Annotated in this window: 13 protein-coding genes; 6 read left to right on the top strand and 7 right to left on the bottom strand. The window is 73.7% G+C overall.

Annotated elements, in window-relative coordinates; genetic code table 11:
- The first annotated feature begins 29 nt into the window (after positions 1-29).
- The 5 genes from BLT62_RS02935 to cofD all read left to right on the top strand — a co-directional run bounded on the left by BLT62_RS02935 (position 30) and on the right by cofD (position 6,047).
- Positions 30-1,475, top strand: coding sequence for an aminotransferase-like domain-containing protein (locus tag BLT62_RS02935; protein ID WP_083362716.1), 1,446 nt, complete (start codon positions 30-32; stop codon positions 1,473-1,475).
- A 379-nt stretch (positions 1,476-1,854) separates the two neighbouring features.
- Positions 1,855-2,889, top strand: coding sequence for a putative F420-0 ABC transporter substrate-binding protein (locus BLT62_RS02930; protein ID WP_231919318.1), 1,035 nt, complete (start codon positions 1,855-1,857; stop codon positions 2,887-2,889).
- Positions 2,882-4,024 (top strand): putative F420-0 ABC transporter permease subunit, encoded by a 1,143-nt coding sequence (locus BLT62_RS02925; protein WP_083362714.1) that lies wholly within the window; start codon positions 2,882-2,884, stop codon positions 4,022-4,024. Before BLT62_RS02930 ends, BLT62_RS02925 begins: the two co-directional genes overlap by 8 nt.
- A complete protein-coding gene (locus tag BLT62_RS02920; protein WP_083362713.1) occupies positions 4,021-4,935 on the top strand; it encodes an ABC transporter ATP-binding protein in 915 nt (304 codons plus the stop codon). Before BLT62_RS02925 ends, BLT62_RS02920 begins: the two co-directional genes overlap by 4 nt.
- Complete coding sequence (gene cofD, locus BLT62_RS02915) at positions 4,932-6,047, top strand: 2-phospho-L-lactate transferase (protein ID WP_083362712.1); 1,116 nt, start codon at positions 4,932-4,934, stop codon at positions 6,045-6,047. The genes BLT62_RS02920 and cofD overlap by 4 nt, the downstream gene beginning before the upstream one ends.
- A 144-nt stretch (positions 6,048-6,191) precedes the next feature.
- Here the strand turns inward: cofD and BLT62_RS02910 are convergent, their stop codons facing one another.
- The 7 genes from BLT62_RS02910 to BLT62_RS02880 all read right to left on the bottom strand — a co-directional run bounded on the left by BLT62_RS02910 (position 6,192) and on the right by BLT62_RS02880 (position 15,195).
- Positions 6,192-7,025, bottom strand: a complete 834-nt coding sequence (locus tag BLT62_RS02910; RefSeq protein WP_172829763.1) for an ABC transporter permease — start codon at positions 7,023-7,025, stop codon at positions 6,192-6,194.
- A 151-nt stretch (positions 7,026-7,176) separates the two neighbouring features.
- Positions 7,177-8,091 carry an ABC transporter ATP-binding protein gene (locus BLT62_RS02905; RefSeq protein ID WP_083365272.1) on the bottom strand — a complete coding sequence of 305 codons (915 nt, stop codon included), beginning with the start codon at positions 8,089-8,091 and terminating at the stop codon, positions 7,177-7,179.
- A gap of 66 nt (positions 8,092-8,157) precedes the next feature.
- Entirely contained in the window at positions 8,158-9,411 is a 1,254-nt protein-coding gene (locus BLT62_RS02900; protein ID WP_083362710.1) for a LolA family protein, read from the bottom strand.
- A gap of 67 nt (positions 9,412-9,478) precedes the next feature.
- Complete coding sequence (locus tag BLT62_RS02895; protein ID WP_083362709.1) at positions 9,479-12,100, bottom strand: helix-turn-helix transcriptional regulator; 2,622 nt, start codon at positions 12,098-12,100, stop codon at positions 9,479-9,481.
- 105 nt (positions 12,101-12,205) lie between these two features.
- Positions 12,206-13,222, bottom strand: coding sequence for a glucose-6-phosphate dehydrogenase (coenzyme-F420) (gene fgd / locus BLT62_RS02890; protein WP_083362708.1), 1,017 nt, complete (start codon positions 13,220-13,222; stop codon positions 12,206-12,208).
- Positions 13,223-13,347: 125 nt separating this feature from the next.
- On the bottom strand, positions 13,348-14,187 hold the full coding sequence (cofE, locus tag BLT62_RS02885) for a coenzyme F420-0:L-glutamate ligase (protein ID WP_083362707.1): 840 nt from the start codon (positions 14,185-14,187) through the stop codon (positions 13,348-13,350).
- Positions 14,188-14,193: 6 nt separating this feature from the next.
- Positions 14,194-15,195: a TIGR03557 family F420-dependent LLM class oxidoreductase gene (locus BLT62_RS02880; RefSeq protein WP_269457795.1), complete on the bottom strand. Its 1,002-nt coding sequence runs from the start codon at positions 15,193-15,195 to the stop codon at positions 14,194-14,196.
- A 106-nt stretch (positions 15,196-15,301) separates the two neighbouring features.
- Here BLT62_RS02880 and BLT62_RS02875 point away from each other — a divergent pair, with 106 nt between their 5' ends.
- Positions 15,302-16,138, top strand: a complete 837-nt coding sequence (locus BLT62_RS02875; RefSeq protein WP_083362706.1) for an exodeoxyribonuclease III — start codon at positions 15,302-15,304, stop codon at positions 16,136-16,138.
- Positions 16,139-16,665: the final 527 nt, after the last annotated feature.

Here is a 16,665-nt window from a genome sequence, read left to right as displayed (position 1 = left end):
CCGAACCAGCCAGAAAGGCAAGGGTTTCTGTGAACGAGTTCTGGAACGAGATCGACGATGCCACCCCGCGCGGCATCGCCGCGGCCATCGCCAGACGCATCACGAGCGGGGAACTTCGCCCCGGGGACCGGCTGCCGACGGTGCGCGCGCTCGGCACGCTGCTGGGCGTCAGCCCCGCGACGGTGAGCCACGCCTGGCAGGCGCTCAGCCAGGCCGGGCTGATCGAATCGCGCGGGCGGGCCGGCAGCTTCGTGCGGCAGCATCCGCAGACCTGGCTGCCGCCGCGCATGCTCGGCCTCGTCGCCGGCGGCGAGCTGCCGCAGGACGCCACCCACCTCGACCTCTCCCACGGCACCCCCGACCCGCTGCTGCTGCCCGCGCTCGGCCCGGCGCTGTCCCGTGTCTCGCTGCGGGCGGAGACCTCGAGCTACCACGAGCTGCCGGTGGTGCCGGAGCTCGGCCGGGTGCTCGACGAGAGCTGGCCGTACCGCGCCGAGTCGCTGACCGTGGTCGACGGGGCCCAGGACGCCGTCTCGCGCAGCCTCGAGTCGGTGGTGCGCTTCGGCGACCGGGTGGTGCTGGAGAGCCCCGGCTTCCCCGCCTTCTTCGACCTGGTCAGCGCCCTCGGTGCCTCCGTCGTGCCGGTCGCCATCGACGAGCACGGCATCCTGCCGAGCTCGCTCGCCGTGGCGCTGCGCCAGGGGCCGTCCGCACTCGTGCTGCAGCCGCGGGCGCAGAACCCCACCGGCGCCTCGATGACCGCGGAGCGGGCGCAGGAGCTGGCCCGGGTGATCCGCTCGGCCCGCAACGGCTCCCAGCTCATCGTGGTCGAGGACGACCACTCCGGCCAGATCAGCACGGCCGCCCCGGTCAGCCTCGGCCGCTGGATCCCCGACCAGGTGTTGCACGTGCGCAGCTTCTCCAAGTCACACGGCCCCGACCTGCGCATCGCCGCCCTCGGCGGGCCGGCCGCGCTGATCGACCGCATCGTGTCCCGGCGCATGCTCGGCCCGGGCTGGACCTCCCGCATGGTGCAGCGCATCCTCGCCGACCTGCTCACCGACGGCACCGCGCTCGACGAGGTGACGGAGGCACGCCGACAGTACTACTCGCGGCAGAAGGCGTTGAACGCCGAGCTGGCCCAGGTGGGCGTGCACGCGGTCTCCGGCGTCGGAGAGGCCTCGACCACGCTCCCGGACGGCATCAACCTCTGGCTGCCCGTCGCCGACGAGCGTGCAGCGCTGGTGCAGCTGGCGGCGGCCGGCATCCGCGTCGCGCCCGGCTCGCCCTTCCTGGCCGGCGGGGCGGTGCACACGGATGCCGCAATCGGCGGTGTCTCCTCGGTGCCCGGCGTCGGTCCCGGCTTCGTGCGCGTCACGGCCGGCATGGTGCGCAGCAACGCGGCCGAGGTGGCCGGGGCGCTGGCCGGCGCGGCGCTGCCCGGGCCGCGCGCCTTCTACACGCTGGAGGCGTAGCGGCGGGCGGCCCCGCCGGCTCGGCACCCGCGGAGCGCTGGCGCGTCGCGCCCTGAGCCCGCCCGGCGCCGCCGTTCGGGAGGCCGACGGCGGATCGGGAGGCCGCTTCCGGCACGAAGTTGCCTCCCGATGTCGCGCTTGCCTCCGCATCCGGTGCCGCTTCCCGTTGGCTCGAGGGAGCGCCAGCGACCGAAGCCATCCCCTGGGTGCGAGATGCGCTGGACCCAGAATCCAGCGGAGTCTGGCGCCTGACGGCGCCGGGCGTCTAGGCTGAATGCGACCCCCTGTCGGGATGACGGGGCTGAACCGGCCTGGACTTGGGCCGCAGGTCGCCGACATCGCTCGGATTCCCTGCCATCACCCTGTCCGGAGGCCCCTCTTGTTCACGCTGAACCCCGCCCGGCGCACCGCCCGCCGCCCCCTCGCCATCGGCGTCGCCGCCGCATCGCTCGCCCTCCTCGCCGGCTGTGCCGCGCCGGCATCCGCGCCGCCCGGCGGTGTCGTCTCGCTGCCGCCGACCCTCGAGCAGAGCGGCACCGACTACCCGCTCACGATCGACAACTGCGGCACCGAGGTGACCTTCGAGGCGGCGCCCGAGCGCGTCATCACGATCAAGTCCACCTCGACCGAGGCGCTGCTGGCACTCGGGCTCGGCGAGCGGATCGTCGGCACGGCGTTCGGCGACGGGCCGGCCGCCGCGACTTGGCAGGCCGAGGCCGAGGCGCTGCCGGTGCTCAGCGACAAGCTGCCCGGCCAGGAGGCGACGCTCGAGCTCGAGCCGGACCTGGTCTACGCCGGCTGGGAGTCGAACCTGAGTGCGGAGGGCGCGGGCGACCGGGCGACCCTCGCCGCCCTCGGCGTGAACAGCCTCGTTTCGTCCGCCGCGTGCAAGGCCGAGGCGTACCGCCCGAACCCGCTCACCTTCGACGCGGTGTTCGCCGACATCGAGCAGCTCGGCGAGATCTTCGACGTGCAGGATGCCGCCGCGACCCTCATCGCCGGACAGCAGGCCGAGCTGGCCGCGGTGCAGCCGGCCGGTGCCGGCCGCACCGCGCTCTGGTACAGCTCGGGCAACGACACCCCCTATGTGGGAGCCGGCATCGGCGCCCCGCAGATGATCCTCGACGCGCTCGAGCTGGAGAACGTGGCCGCCTCCGTGCAGGACAGCTGGGCGCCGCTCGGCTGGGAGGCGATCGTGGCCGCGGACCCCGACGTGATCGTGCTCGTGGACGCCGCTTGGAACACCGCGGAGAGCAAGATCGCGCTGCTCGAGTCGAACCCCGCGACCGCCGAGCTGAGCGCCGTGCAGGCAGGCCGCTACCTCACCGTGCCGTTCCCCGCCGGCGAGGCCGGCGTGCGCAACGTCGAGGCCGTCGCCTCGCTGAACACCCAGCTGGCAGCCCTCGATGGTTAGCCCCTCCCCCGCCGCACCGCCCGCCGAGACTGCGCGACTTGTCGTTCCGGGCGCCCCGAACGACAAGTCGCGCAGTCTCGGCGCGGTGGCGCGGGGACGCGGGCGCGGGCGCACCGGGGTCGTGGCTGCCGTGCTCGGGCTGGCGCTGGCGGCATCCGTGCTGCTGGCCATCGCGATCGGCCCGGCCGACCTCAGCCCGTCCGAGGTGCTCGCCAGCGTGCTGCACCACCTCGGCCTCGGCGGCCTGTTCGGGCTCGAGCCGCTCTCGCCGCTCCGCGATGGCATCGTCTGGGAGCTGCGCCTGCCCCGGGTCCTCACGGCAGCGGCCGTCGGCGCGGGCCTGGCCCTCTGCGGCACGGTGATGCAGGCGCTCATGCGCAACCCGCTCGCCGACCCGTACCTACTCGGCCTCAGCTCCGGCGCCTCGCTCGGCGCCGTCAGCGTGATCGTGTTGGGCGCCGCCATCGCGCTGCCCGTCGCGGCGTTCCTCGGGGCGCTGCTCGCCCTGGGCGCCACCCTGCTGCTCGCCGGGGGCGGCGGAGGGCTCAGCCCGAGCCGCACCATCCTCGGCGGCCTCGCCGTCTCGGCGATCTTCGGCGCGCTGACCAGCCTGGTGATCTTCTGGAGCGCGACCGGCGACAGCTACCGGGAGATCCTGAATTGGCTGCTCGGCTCGCTGGCCGGCGCCCGCTGGCCGGCCGTCGTGATCGCCGGGGCCGCCCTGCTCGTGATCGGACTGCCACTGCTGTTCAGCGGCACCGTGCTCGACGCCTTCGCCTTCGGCGACACCGCCGCCTCGGCGCTCGGCATCCCGGTCACCCGGGTGCGCTGGCTGCTGCTCGGCGCGACCGCCCTGCTCACCGGTGCCCTCGTCGCGGTGAGCGGTGCGATCGGATTCGTCGGCCTCGTGCTGCCGCACGCCGTGCGGCTGCTCGTCTCCCGCGGCGGGGCGGGCCCCGGCCACCGCGCCCTGCTGCCGCTCTCCGCCCTGGCCGGCGCGATCTTCCTGGTCTGGATGGACACCGGCGCGCGCACCCTGTTCGACCCGCGCGAGCTGCCGGTCGGAATCCTGACCGCCATCGTCGGCGGCCCCGTCTTCGCCCTGATCATGCTCAGAAACCGGAGGGTCGGATGACCGTCACCGCCGCACGCCGCGCGCCCGCCGCCGCCGCGGGCCTGGCCCCGGATGCCGCGCCTCCCGGCCTGGAGACCTCGCGCCTGCACTTCACCCGCGCCGGCGCCCTCGTCATCGACGGGGTGGACTGCACCATCCCGCAGGGCCGCCTCGGCGCGATCATCGGGCCGAACGGCGCCGGCAAGAGCACCCTGCTGCACCTCATCGCCGGTGTGCTGAACGGCGACGGCGGCACCGTCAGCCACGGCGGAACCCGGCTGGACACCGCGACCCGGCGCGCCCGCGCCCGCGTCGTCGCCCTGGCCGAGCAGCACGCCGACAGCCAGCTGGAGCTCTCGGTGACGGATGCCGTGCTGCTCGGGCGCACCCCGCACCGCAGCCTGTTCGCCGGGCCGGGCGCCGACGACCACGCCATCGCGGCGCGCTGCCTCGCCGACACCGGCGCGGCCGCGCTCGCCGACCGGCTCTACCGCACCCTCTCCGGCGGCGAGCGGCAGCGGGTCAACCTCGCCCGCGCGCTCGCCCAGGAGCCGCGCCTGCTGCTGCTGGACGAGCCAACGAACCACCTCGACATCCGGGCGCAGCTCGACACCCTCGCCCTGGTCTCCCGGCTGACCGAGCGCGGCCTCACCGCCGTCGCCGCCCTGCACGACCTGAACCTGGCCGCCGCCTTCGCCGACCACGTGATCGTGCTCGCGGCCGGCCGGGTCGTGGCCGCCGGCGCCCCCGCGAGCGTGTTGACGAGTGAGCTGATCCGCGAGGTCTACGGCGTGCACGCCGAGGTGTTGCGGCATCCGACGACGGGGCGGGCGCTGCTGGCGTTCTCGGCGCTCCCCGCGGACGATGCCGGGGCGGATGCCGCTGCCGGGACGGATTCCGCTGCCGCGACGGCCTCGCGGGTGAGCGCATGAGCGCCGCGCCCGGCATCGCCGTGCTCGCCGGCGGCGTGGGCGGATCCCGCTTCGTGCGCGGCCTGCTGCACGGGCTGCGCGCCGAGTGGCCGGCGGCCGCGGGCAGCCCGGAGGAGGGCATGCCGGGCAGCGGCACCGCGGCATCCGTCACCGTGATCGCCAACACCGGCGACGACCTCTGGCTGGCCGGTCTGCGCGTCTGCCCCGACTTGGACTCGATCATGTACGCCCTCGGCGGCGCGAACGACGAGGAGCGCGGCTGGGGCCGGCGTGGCGAGAGCGAGCGGGTCAGCGCCGAGCTGACCGCCTACGGCGTCGGCTGGCCGTGGTTCACGCTCGGCGACCTCGACCTCGGCACCCACATCGCGCGCAGCTCCTGGCTGCGCGACGGCCTGCCGCTCAGCGAGGCGACCGCCCGGCTGTGCGCCCGCTGGAACCCCGGTGTCACCCTGCTGCCGGCCACCGACGACGAGGCGGAGACGCTCGTGACCGTCGCCGACGAGGCCGGCGGCACCCGGCAGCTGCACTTCGAGGAGTGGTGGGTGCGGCACCGGGCCGCCCTGCCCGCGCTCGCCTTCACCCAGAACAACGTCGAGCGGGCCCGCCCGGCCCCCGGCGTGCTCGAGGCGATCGCGGAGGCCGACGTGGTGCTGTTCGCGCCGTCGAACCCGGTCGTCTCGATCGGCACGATCCTCGGCATCCCCGGCATCGCCGACGCGGTGCGGCAGACCGCGGCGCCCGTCGTCGGAATCTCGCCGATCATCGGCGGCGCCGTCGTGCGTGGCATGGCAGACGCCTGCCTGAGCGCGATCGGCGTGGAGACGAGCGCGGTCGCAGTCGGCGCCCACTACGGCGCACGCGGCCTGCCCAGCGCTGGCCTGCTCGGCGCTGGCCTGCCCGGCGCTGGCTTGCTCGGCGCTGACCTGCCCGGCGCTGGCTTGCTCGATGGCTGGCTCGTCGACAGCACGGATGCCGCGGCGGCGGAGTCGGCGGCAGGCGGGCCGCTGGCCGGCATCCGCACCCTCGCCCGCCCGCTCTGGTTCCACACCGTCGAGGAGACGGCCGCGATCGCCGCGGACGCCCTCGCGCTGGCCGCGCGCTCGCGCCCCTAGCCGCACCCGCACCCGCACTCCACCCCATCCCACCCCACCCATACCCGTACCCGTCGAGACTGCGCGACTTGTAGTTTTAGCGGCCTCCAACTACAAGTCGCGCAGTCTCGACGGGGTGTGCGGGGCCGCGGGGGCGTGCGGGGGCTAGGAGAGGATGTCCTTGGTGAGGAAGCGTCCGCAGGCGAGCGCCCCGAAGACAAGGATGTAGCCGGCCTGCAGCAACGCGTTGTCGGCGAAGGACGCCCACTGCACCGGGTCGCGGAGCAGGTCGGCGAAGCCCAGCCAGTGCTCGCTGAACAGCCACGGGTGCAGCCAGTCCAGCTGCGGCAGCGCCCCGATGATCTGCGCGACGACGGCGAGGATCGCGGTCGCCGCCATGGCGCCGACCGGCACGGTGGTCAGGGTGGAGAGGAACAGGCCGATCGCCGAGAGGCCGAGCAGCGAGACGCAGACGTAGGCCGCGATGCCGAGCAGGCGCAGCAGCCCCTCGCCGACACTCACCGTGCTGCCGGAGAGCAGCGTGACCGGGCCGATCGGGAACAGCGCCCAGCCGACGAGCGTGCCGACGACGACGACCGTCAAGCTGGCGGCGAGGCAGAAAACGCCGGCGCTCAGGTACTTCACCGCGAGCAGCCGGAGCCGCCCGGCCGGCGCGATGAGCAGGTAGCGCAGGGTGCCGTGGCTGGCCTCCCCGGCGATCGTGTCGCCGGCGACGACGCCGATCGTCAGCGGCAGGAACAGCGGGATCGCGACGATGATCGCCGTCACCCCGACGAACAGCCCGTTGTTGGTGATCTGGTCGAGGAAGGCCGGCCCGCGGCCGCTCCCGGCGTCGCCGGCCAGCCGGATCGCGACGCCGATCAGCACCGGGATGAGTGCCAGCGCGGCGAGCAGAGCGACGGTCCGGCGCCGCCGGAACAGCGTGAGCAGCTCCGAGCCGAACAGCGCAGCGGTGCTGCCCCGGCGCTCGGCGCGCACGCCGCCGTGTCCCGCTCCCCGGTTGCCGTTTTTCGGGGGTGTCGCGTCGCCCACACCCCCGAAAATCGGCAACTGGGTGCTGGGGTCGGCGTTCGGGGCGGATGCCGGTCGGCGCCCCGCATCGGGTTGCGGGTCTGGCGCGGACTGCGGCTCACTGGACAACGTCGAAGCCCTCCCCCGTCAGCTCGACGAAACGCTGCTCCAGGCTGGTGTGTGCGGCCTCGAAGCCGCGCACCCGCACCCCGGCGGCGACGAGGGCGGCGACGACGGCCTCCGGAGGCGTTGCGTCGAGCCGGGCCGTCACCAGGCGGGTGGCGTCGGCCGGGACAGCGGCCGGCGCCGGTGTGCCGGCCGGCGCGTCCACGGTCAGGCCGAGCCGGGCGAGCACCGCGCGGGCATCCGCGACGTCCGGGGTCTGCAGCCGCACGCTGACCGCGCCCGTGCTGCGGAAGTCGTCGAGGGTGCCCTGTGTCACGAGCCGCCCGGCGCGCATCACGCCGACGTGCGTGCAGATCTGCTCGACCTCGGCCAGCAGGTGGCTGGAGACGAACACAGTCGTGCCGTCGCCGGCGAGCGAGCGGATCAGGTTGCGCACCTCCCGGGTGCCCTGCGGGTCGAGGCCGTTGGTCGGCTCGTCAAGCACGAGCAGCTCGCGCGGCATGAGCAGGGCGTTGGCCAGCCCGAGGCGTTGCTTCATGCCGAGCGAGTAGGCGTGCACCTTCTTGTCCGCCGCGTGCGAGAGGCCGACCCGGTCGAGGGCGTCGGCCACCCGGGCCGAGCGGCTGCGGCCGCCGGCGCTGCGGTCGGCCGCGTCGAAGCGGCGCAGGTTGGCCTCGCCGGAGAGGAAGGGCAGGAACGCCGGCCCCTCAACCAGCGCGCCGACCCGAGGCAGCACGCTGCCGACGCCGCGGGGCATGTCGGTGCCGAGCACGCGCGCGGTGCCGCTGCTGGCCGCGACCAGCCCGAGCAGCATCCGGATCGTCGTGGTCTTGCCCGAGCCGTTGGGGCCGAGGAAGCCGAACACGGAGCCGCTCGGCACGGCGAGGTCGATGCCGTCAACGGCCATCTGCGCGCGGAAGCGCTTGGACAGCCCCGCTGTCTCGATCGCGAAGCCCGTCACTCCCGGCGCCCGTCAGCGCCCGCTCGAAGCAGCCGGCGCGCTCGCGGCGGCCTGCAGCGTTGCGACGTCCACGGCGCCGGCGAACACCCGCCCGTCGGAGGTGAACAGCACGGTCACGAGCGAGGTTGTGAGCACGCGGCCGCCGTCGACGGGTTGCGTGATGGTGTCGAGCGGGCCGGATGCCGGTGCGCCGAGCGCCCCGGCCGGCAGCGCCCCGGCCGGCAGCGCCCCGGCCGGCAGCTCCACCACGGTGGTCCAACCGGTGCCGTGCAGCACCGGCTTCGCGGCGGAGTCGGCGGAGCCTGGGGCGTCTGCGGCGCCGGAGCCGGCCTCGGCCTTCGCCTGCTGCAGCTCGGCGGCGGTCGGCACCGGGATCGGCTTCTCGGTCACGGCGGTGCCGGCCGGCGGGGTGAAGGCGAACACAGCCGGGTCCGGCGCCGCGAACGTCACGTCGGTGAAGGCGACGCTGAAGGCCGGGGTGTCTGCGCCGCGCGCGGTGACGGAGGCGGCCAGGGCCGTTCCCGTCTGGCCGTCGATCGCCACCGAGATCTGGCCGACGAGGGTGCCGCGCTCGCGCGGGGTGAGCACCAGCTCGTAGGCGGCGCGGCCGGCGACGAGGGCGTCGGTGCCGACGGTGACGGCGGTGGACTCATCCAGCCGGGCGAGAGCCTGGTCGAGCATGGCCTCCGGCGTCGGCAGCTCCGCGCTGGCCCCGGCATCCGCGTGGCCCGTCTGCAGCTCGGCCTTGAGCGCCTCGACGGCGGCCTCGTCGACGGTGATGTGGGTCGCGGCCTTCTCCGCGGAGTCGTAGATCCAGACGCCGTCGGCGCTGCGGTAGACGTTCCGCTCGGCGAGCGGGTCGAGCACCTGCAGCCGCGCGTTCTGCCCGTCAAGGTAGACGCGGGCGGTGTGCGAGCCGAGGGCGAGGGAGAGCAGCTGCTCGAGGTCGGCGGACGACGCGGCAGCGGGTGCCGACGAACCGTCAGCGCCCGCACCGCCCAGGGCGCCGGTCAGGCCGGAGAGGTCTGGCAGCCCAAGCTCGGAGCTCTGCTCGATGGTGCCGGAGTGCGGCTGTGCCGGGCTCTCCGCCGCGAACTGCAACAGCTCGGCCGGGGTCTTGTCCGGCAGGTCGACCGCCGCATTGGCCTGCAGCGGCACGAGGATGACGCCGACGCCGATCACAATCGGCGCGACGATCGCGGGGATCCAGCGACTGAAGGTGCGGGATGCCGTGCTGTTCTGTGTGCGGGAGCTCTGAGCGCGCATGGGCTCAGGCTACGCCTCGCCCCCGCGGATCGGGGCTGTTCCGTGGCGAACGCACAGGATCTGGCGCTTACGGCCGCCGGCGGAGCAGGCCACGGCGCTCGGCGACGCTGAGCGCCCGCTCGCGGTCGCGCACACCGAGCTTGGCGAAGATCGAGGAAATCTGACTCTTGACCGTGTTTGGTGAGACCGAGAGCGCCGCTGCCACCTCGGCCGTCGACCCGCCGCTCCGGAGCCCGTCGAGCACGACCAGCTCGCGTGCGGTCAGTTCGGCGATCTGCTCCGACTCCGGGAAGAGCGGGTTGAGCCCGGCGAGGCGCTCGGCGGCGACCGCAGGCAGTGTCGCGCCGCTCGCAGCCGAGAGCCGGGCGAGTGATTCGCGCGGAATGCCGAGGAAGACACGCCACTGCCTCCGGTGCACCGCCAGCGTGTGGGCGTGCGTGAAGGCCTCGACCGCCGCCGCCTCCTCGCCCTGCCGCAGCAATGCCTCGGCGAGGATCAGGGATGCCTCGACGCCGTCGGTCGGTGTCGTGCGCCGCGAGTTCACCGCCGTCGAGGCGAGCCGCGCCGCCTGGGCAGCACGACCGCCGTAGAGGTGTGCCCGCGCGTAGCTGACGAGCAGTTCCGGCACGGCGTCCGGCTTCGCGGCGCAGACCCGGTGCGCCACCATCTCGAGCAGCTCGACTGCGCGGCCGGCGGCGCCGGTCGCGATGAGGCCGTCTGCGCGCGTGCGCGCCATCATCAACAGCGCCCCGTTCGAGCCTGTCCGGCCCAGCCGGGCCTGCGCGAGCTCGACCCTGTCGAACTCGGCCAGCATCACGGTCGGGTCGCCGAAGGTCAGCGCGGAGCGCGCGGCTTGCGCCGCCACGAACGGCCACATCTCGATCGGCGCGGAGCCGTCACCCGTCGCGGCGAGCGCCAGCTCGGCAGCCGCGCGGTCGAGGCGCTCCGTGGCGACGCATGCCGCTGCGACCTGTGCGGGCACGCGGGTGAGGGTTCCGTGCCACTGGCTCGGGTCATGCGGGCCGGCCACATCCAGCCAGTCCAGCGCATCCTCCTCCGCTCCGCTCAGCGCGTGGCAGAGGGCGAGGTGGGCGGCGGCGTTGACGACGACATGCTCGGCGTCGATTCCGGCGCCCACAGCCCACTCGTAGGAATCGGTGGCCGCGGCCAACGACCCGGGCAGATCGTCGGCCAGGAGCAGGGTCACCGCATGTTGGAACCGGGCCCAGGCGTAGTTCGAGGCGCTCGGCTGCTCGCCCAGCGCGGCGCGCTGATCCAGCTGTTCGGCGAGCAATCGTGACGACTCCAGCGCCCCGGCGACGGCGCCGGTCACCCGCTGGTTCACGAGCACGGCCGACATCACGCCGATGAGGCCGTCCGCCGTGGTGGAGTCGCTCAACTGGGGCAGCAGCGGGGTGGCGGCCTGGGTCGACGCGCGCAGCCAGACGCCGCCCGTCGTGCTTCCGGTTGTGGCGCCCGGGGCGCTCCCCGCGGCATCCAGGCTCATCAGGACGAGCTGCGCCAGGCGCAGCTCCGGGTACTCCCGGATGGCCCCGTCCGGCAGGTCAGAGTAGGCGCCGACGGCCACAGTGAAGTTGCGGTTGAGGAGACCGAGGCCGTGCCTGGCCCAGAGCGACGCCAGGATGTCCCAGGCCTCCGCGGCCCTGGCGTGCTCCAGCGCGACCCAGATCTCGTCCCGCCCGCCGTGGCTGACCAGCCCGTCGGCGAAGACCCGGTTCCACTCCCGGAACTCGGTCGGGGAGTGCGTGCGCGCGTCATCCCGCAGCAGCGCCCGGATGGCCGGCACCATCTGCCGCGCCCCCGGGGCGCCGGCCGCCCCCGACTGCACGAAGAAGCCCAGGGTGTTGAGCGTCCCGACGACGGCATCGCCCTCCAGCCCAAGCAGGGCGATGTGGCGTTCCAGCAGCTGCGGCGCGAGCGCCATCCTGCGCGCGATCGAGAGCAGTTCGCCGTCGCCGAGCGCGCGCTCCACGGCGGCGCGCAGCCACTGGGCCACGGCGGGCGTGCCGACCGCGAGTGCGACGGCGGCCGCCGCGTCCTCGGCGCCTGCGCTCTCCAGCTCCGTACCGCCGGCCGGGGCCGCATCCGCCAGGCGGATCATCAAGCCGGGCCACCCGTCGGCGGCCTGCAGCAGCTGCGCGGCGAGGGCGCTCGGCGACGCGTCGGCGTCGTGCCGTGCGTCAGGGTTCTGGCGCACGGTCAGCTTCAGCTGCGCAGCCCCGACCTCGCGCACGGTGAGGCCAGCGGGCAGCGCCGGGGCATCGGCGGCGGCCGCGCAGGAGGTGCAGAGCACCGCGCGGAGCCCCGGCTCGACCTGCAGCTGCGCGTACAACTGCCCGAGCTGCGGCGCGGTGAGCAGCTCGGCATCGTCTATGACGAGGGTGTGGGCCAGGCCGGATGCCGTCGCTGCCGCCTCGGCCACCAGTTCGGCCAGCGGCATCCGCAGCTCACGCGCCGAGGCGATGGTGGTCTGCACGCCGCGCTCTTCGCACAGCGCGCGCCAGGCGTCAACCGACCGGGTCTTGCCCATTCCGGGCAGTGCGCGCACGATGACGAGCTGCTCCGAGCCCTCCAGCAGAGCGGTGCCGTCGGGCTGGACCGCACCCTGGAGCAGCGGGTGGGCGTCAGGCGAAGCGGCCTGCCGCGAGATCGTGGCCGTTCGCGACAACAGGGCCCCCTCGGTCGTCGGCGGGCTCCCCGCCTCAGTCTTTCGCACAGACTATCGCGCGATTGCGCCCGCCCGGCGCGAGGCCGGGCGGGCGCACGGTGGTGCTCAGAGGGCGCGGAGGCGGGGGGCCAGGTCGCGCTCGAACAGGGTCATGAAGCGCTCCTGGTCGTGGCCGGGGGCGTGGAAGACCAGGTGGTTGAAGCCGGCATCCGTGTACTTCTTGATCTCGGCGACGGTCGCATCGGGATCGGTGCCCACGATCCAGCGCTTGGCGATCTGCTCGATCGGCAGCGCGTCGGCGGCCCTCTCCATCTCGACCGGGTCGGTGATGCTGTGCTTCTGCTCGGCGCTCAGCGAGAGCGGCGACCAGAAGCGGCAGTTGTCGAGGGCGGTCTGCTCGTCCTCCTCGTAGCTGAGCTTGATCTCGATCATCTTGTCGATGGCGTCGTAGTCGCGGCCGGCCGCCTCTGCGCCCTCGCGGAGCGCCGGCAGCAGCTGCTCGGTGTAGAGCTCCATGCCCTTGCCCGAGGTGCAGATGAAGCCGTCGCCGGCACGGCCGACGTACTTGGCGACGACCGGGCCGCCCGCCGCGATGTAGACGGGCACGCCGCCCTCCGGGCGGTCGTAGATCGAGGCGTCATGGGTCGAGTAGTACTCGCCCTCAAAGTTGACTCGGTCGCCGTCCCACAGCTCGCGCATCAGGCGGATCGACTCGCGCAGTCGGGCGAAGCGCTCGCGGAACTCGGGCCAGTCCTGCTCGCCGGCGCCGCGGAACCCGGTGGCGATCTCGTTGAGCGCCTCGCCCGTGCCGACGCCGAGCATGACCCGCCCCGGGTAGAGGCAGCCGAGCGTGGCGAAGGCCTGGGCGATGACGGCCGGGTTGTAGCGGAACGTCGGCGTCATGACGCTGGTGCCGAGCTTGATCGTGGAGGTGCGCTCCCCCACGGCCGCCATCCAGGCCAGCGAGAAGGGGGCGTGCCCGCCCTCGTGCCGCCACGGCTGGAAGTGGTCGCTCGTCGCAACCGACTCGAAGCCGTGTTTCTCGGCCGAGACCGCGATCTCGACGAGTTCGCGGGGGGAGAACTGCTCTGCAGAGGCCTTGTATCCGAGGGTCAACGTCATGCCCTCGATGCTCTCATGGCGCAGCCGAATCGTGCGTTGCTCATTCGAGCGTGGCGCGATGAACTCGCGATCAACCCGCGATCGGCCCGCGATCGGCCGAGACCCTGCGGAGCCGGCACCGCCCGCTAGGCGTCCTCGGCGTCCGCCTCGGCGAACCCGTCCGCGTAGCCGTCGGTGTAGCCGCTCGCGTAACCGGCCTCGACCCCCTCCGCCCGGGCCTCGTCGCTGCCGAGGCGGAACATGTCGCGCTCCGGCGGCCGTACGATCGAGGCCGCGCCGGGCAGGTCCAGTTCGCCCACCAGGCGACCGAGCCCGCGCACGAGCGCGACCGGGCAGCCGGTGGCTTTGCCCTTGACCAGGTCGGTGGCGGCGGCCAGCTCGTCGGCGACGCACGGCATGGTGACCAGCAGCGGCTTGCCCGCGGCATCCGTCTGCCCGCGCAGGTCGTCGAAGACGTGCACGCCGGCGGCGCCGATCGCCACGTCGGTCTGCCCCTCGCGCCAGGGCCGGCCGAGGGTGTCGCTGAGGATGACGCCCACCCGGGCGCCGGTCAGGGTGCGCAGCCCCACGGCGAGCGCCCGCGCCGAGGCGTCGGGGTCGACCGGCAGCAGCAGCACGGTGCCGTCGGCGGTGTTGCTCGCGTCGACCCCGGCGGCGGCGGCCACGATGCCCAGGCGGTTCTCGACGATGCGGGTCACCCCGCCCGGGTGCTCCCGGCTGGCGACGAGGCGCACAGTCTCGGCGGTGATGGCCGCCTCGCGGTCGGCGGCGGCCACGATGCGGCCCTCCGCCTTGGAGACGATCTTGGAGGTGACGACGAGGATGTCGCCGTCCTGCAGCTCCCAGCTCGGCAGGCCGGCCCCGTCGGCCCCGGATGCCGTGGCGGCGGCGACCAACTCGACGAGGTCGTCGCCGGGGCTCACCTCGGGGATGCCCTCGAGCGCCCATGCACTGAATCGGTTCATCTGGCCCTACTTTCGCAGTTTCGGCAGTACGTCACGCCCGAACACCTCAATCCACTCGCGTTGGTTGCGACCGACGTTGTGCAGGTGGATCCGGTCGAAGCCCAGGTCGAGGAAGCCCTGGATGTGCGCGCGGTGCTCCTCCGGGTCGCTCGAGATGAGCAGCCGGCCCTCGAAGTCCTCTGGCCGCACCATCTTGGCGATCTGGTCGAACTCATATGGCGAGCGGATGTCGCTCTTGGCGAAGCGCATGCCGCCGTTCGGCCACTCGCGCAGCGCGTTCCGCACCGCCTCCTCGTGCGTGGGTGCCCAGGAGAGGTGCAGCTGCAACACCTTCGGCATCGTGGCCGAGCTGCGCCCGGATTCCCGCGCGCCCTCGGCGAAGCGGGCCAGCAGGTGCTCGAGCTTGTCGCGCGGGGCGCCGGTCGTGACGAGGCCGTCGACCGTCTTGCCGGCGCGCTTGGCGGTGACCGGGCCGGCCGTCGCCACGTAGATCGGCGGGGCGACCGGCGGCATCGTCCAGAGCCGGCTCGACTCGAGGCGGAAGTGCGGGCCGGTGTGCTTGACGTCGCGCCCGGCCAGTGAGGCCGAGAACAGCTTCTTGATCACGTCGACCGCCTCGAACATGCGGTTGATGCGGTCGGCCGGCTCCGGCCAGTACTCGCCGACGGCGTGCTCGTTGAGGGCCTCGCCCGAGCCGATGCCGAGCCAGTGCCTGCCGGGGTTCAGCGCGGCGAGGGTGGCGGATGCCTGGGCGAGCGTGGCCGGGTGCATGCGGTAGCCGGGGGTGCTCACCCCGGTGCCGAGCGCCCCGCTCGTGCGCTCGCCCATCGCGGCGAGCACACTCCAGACGAAGGAGGACTGGCCCTGCGCCGGCACCCACGGCTGGAAGTGGTCGCTGGCCATCACACCGCGGAACCCGTGCGCCTCCGCGTGCGCGGCCAAGGCCACCGCCTCGGAGGGTGCGAAGCGTTCCAACATGGCGGCGTAGCCGATCTCTGCGCTGGTCACTCCCCGATTCTCGCACCCCGGGCCCTCGCGCCGAGCTCTCGCCGGGCACGCGTCGGGCACTCGTCGCCGGGCTGCGAGCATCCGCAGGGCCAAATAGGCTGGGGGCATGCGCATCGCCACCTGGAACGTCAACTCGATCCGCACCCGCGTCGGCCGCGTCGTCGACTGGATGGTGCGCGAGGACATCGACGTGCTCGCCATGCAAGAGATCAAGTGCAAGCCGGAGCAGTTCCCCGTCGACGCCTTCGAGGAGGCCGGCTACGAACTCGCGATCCACGGCCTGAACCAGTGGAACGGCGTCGCGTTCGCCAGCCGGCATCCGCTCGAGGACGTCGCCACCAGCTTCCCCGGCATGCCCGGGTTCCAGAAGGGGCTCGAGGGCCCCGACCAGCCGCTCGAGGCGCGCGCCCTCGGCGTGACCGTCAACGAGCAGCGGCTGTGGAGCCTGTACGTGCCGAACGGCCGTGCCCTCGGCGACCCGCACTTCCACTACAAGCTCGACTGGTACGCGGCGCTCACCGAGCACACCCGCGCCGAGCTGGCCGCGAACCCCGAGCTGGCGCTCGCACTGATGGGCGACTTCAACGTCGCCCCGCTCGAGGGCGACATGGGCGACCCGAGCTTCACCCCCGGCCTCTCCACGCACGTCTCCGAGCCCGAACGGGCCGCGTTCGCCGCGCTCGAGGCGGCCGGCGTCAGCGACGTGGTGCGCCCGCTGGTGCCGGAGGGCTACACCTTCTGGGACTACAAGCAGCTCCGCTTCCCCCGCAACGAGGGCATGCGCATCGACTTCATCCTGGGCTCGCCGGCCTTCGCCGACGCGGTGACGGATGCCAGCATCCACCGCGACGAGCGCAAGGGCGACGCCCCGAGCGACCACGTGCCCGTGGTGGTCGACGTCGAGCTCGACGGCGACGACGACGATCGGCCGATGTTCTACTAGCGCGCTGCCCCGGTCTCGCCGCCCCGCCCGCTGGTCACGTCTCAGCCGGCGTGCGCTCCCCGCTGGTCACGTCTCAGCCGACGTGCGCTCCCCGCTGGTCGAGTAGGCCCGCCAGGGCCGTATCGAGACCCGGCTTCCGGCGTGCGACTGTACCCGGTACGAGGTCTCGATACGCTCGTTCCTCGCTACTCGACCAACGGGATCGCGGCGGGGCATTTCCCGTTGGCTCGATGGAGCGCCAGCGACCGAAGCCAACAACCGAACGACCACGCCGGCTCCCGGGCTTCGGCGGCTGCGCTGCTCGCTCCTCGCGGCGCGGCCGCCCCCAGCCGACGTGCTTCGCCCCACTGGTCACGCATCGGCCGACGCGCATTGGCCCGCTGGTCGAGTAGGCCCGCCAGGGCCGTATCGAGACCCGGCTTCCGGCGTGCGACTGTGCGCCGTACGAGGTCTCGATACGCTCGTTCCTCGCTACTCGACCAGCGGGATCGCGGCGGGGCGCGGCACCTCCCGTTGGCTCGAGGGAG

It is taken from the genome of Microterricola viridarii, from assembly GCF_900104895.1.
In the GTDB taxonomy this organism is placed as follows: domain Bacteria; phylum Actinomycetota; class Actinomycetes; order Actinomycetales; family Microbacteriaceae; genus Microterricola; species Microterricola viridarii.
This window is presented reverse-complemented; position numbering and strand designations above follow the sequence as displayed.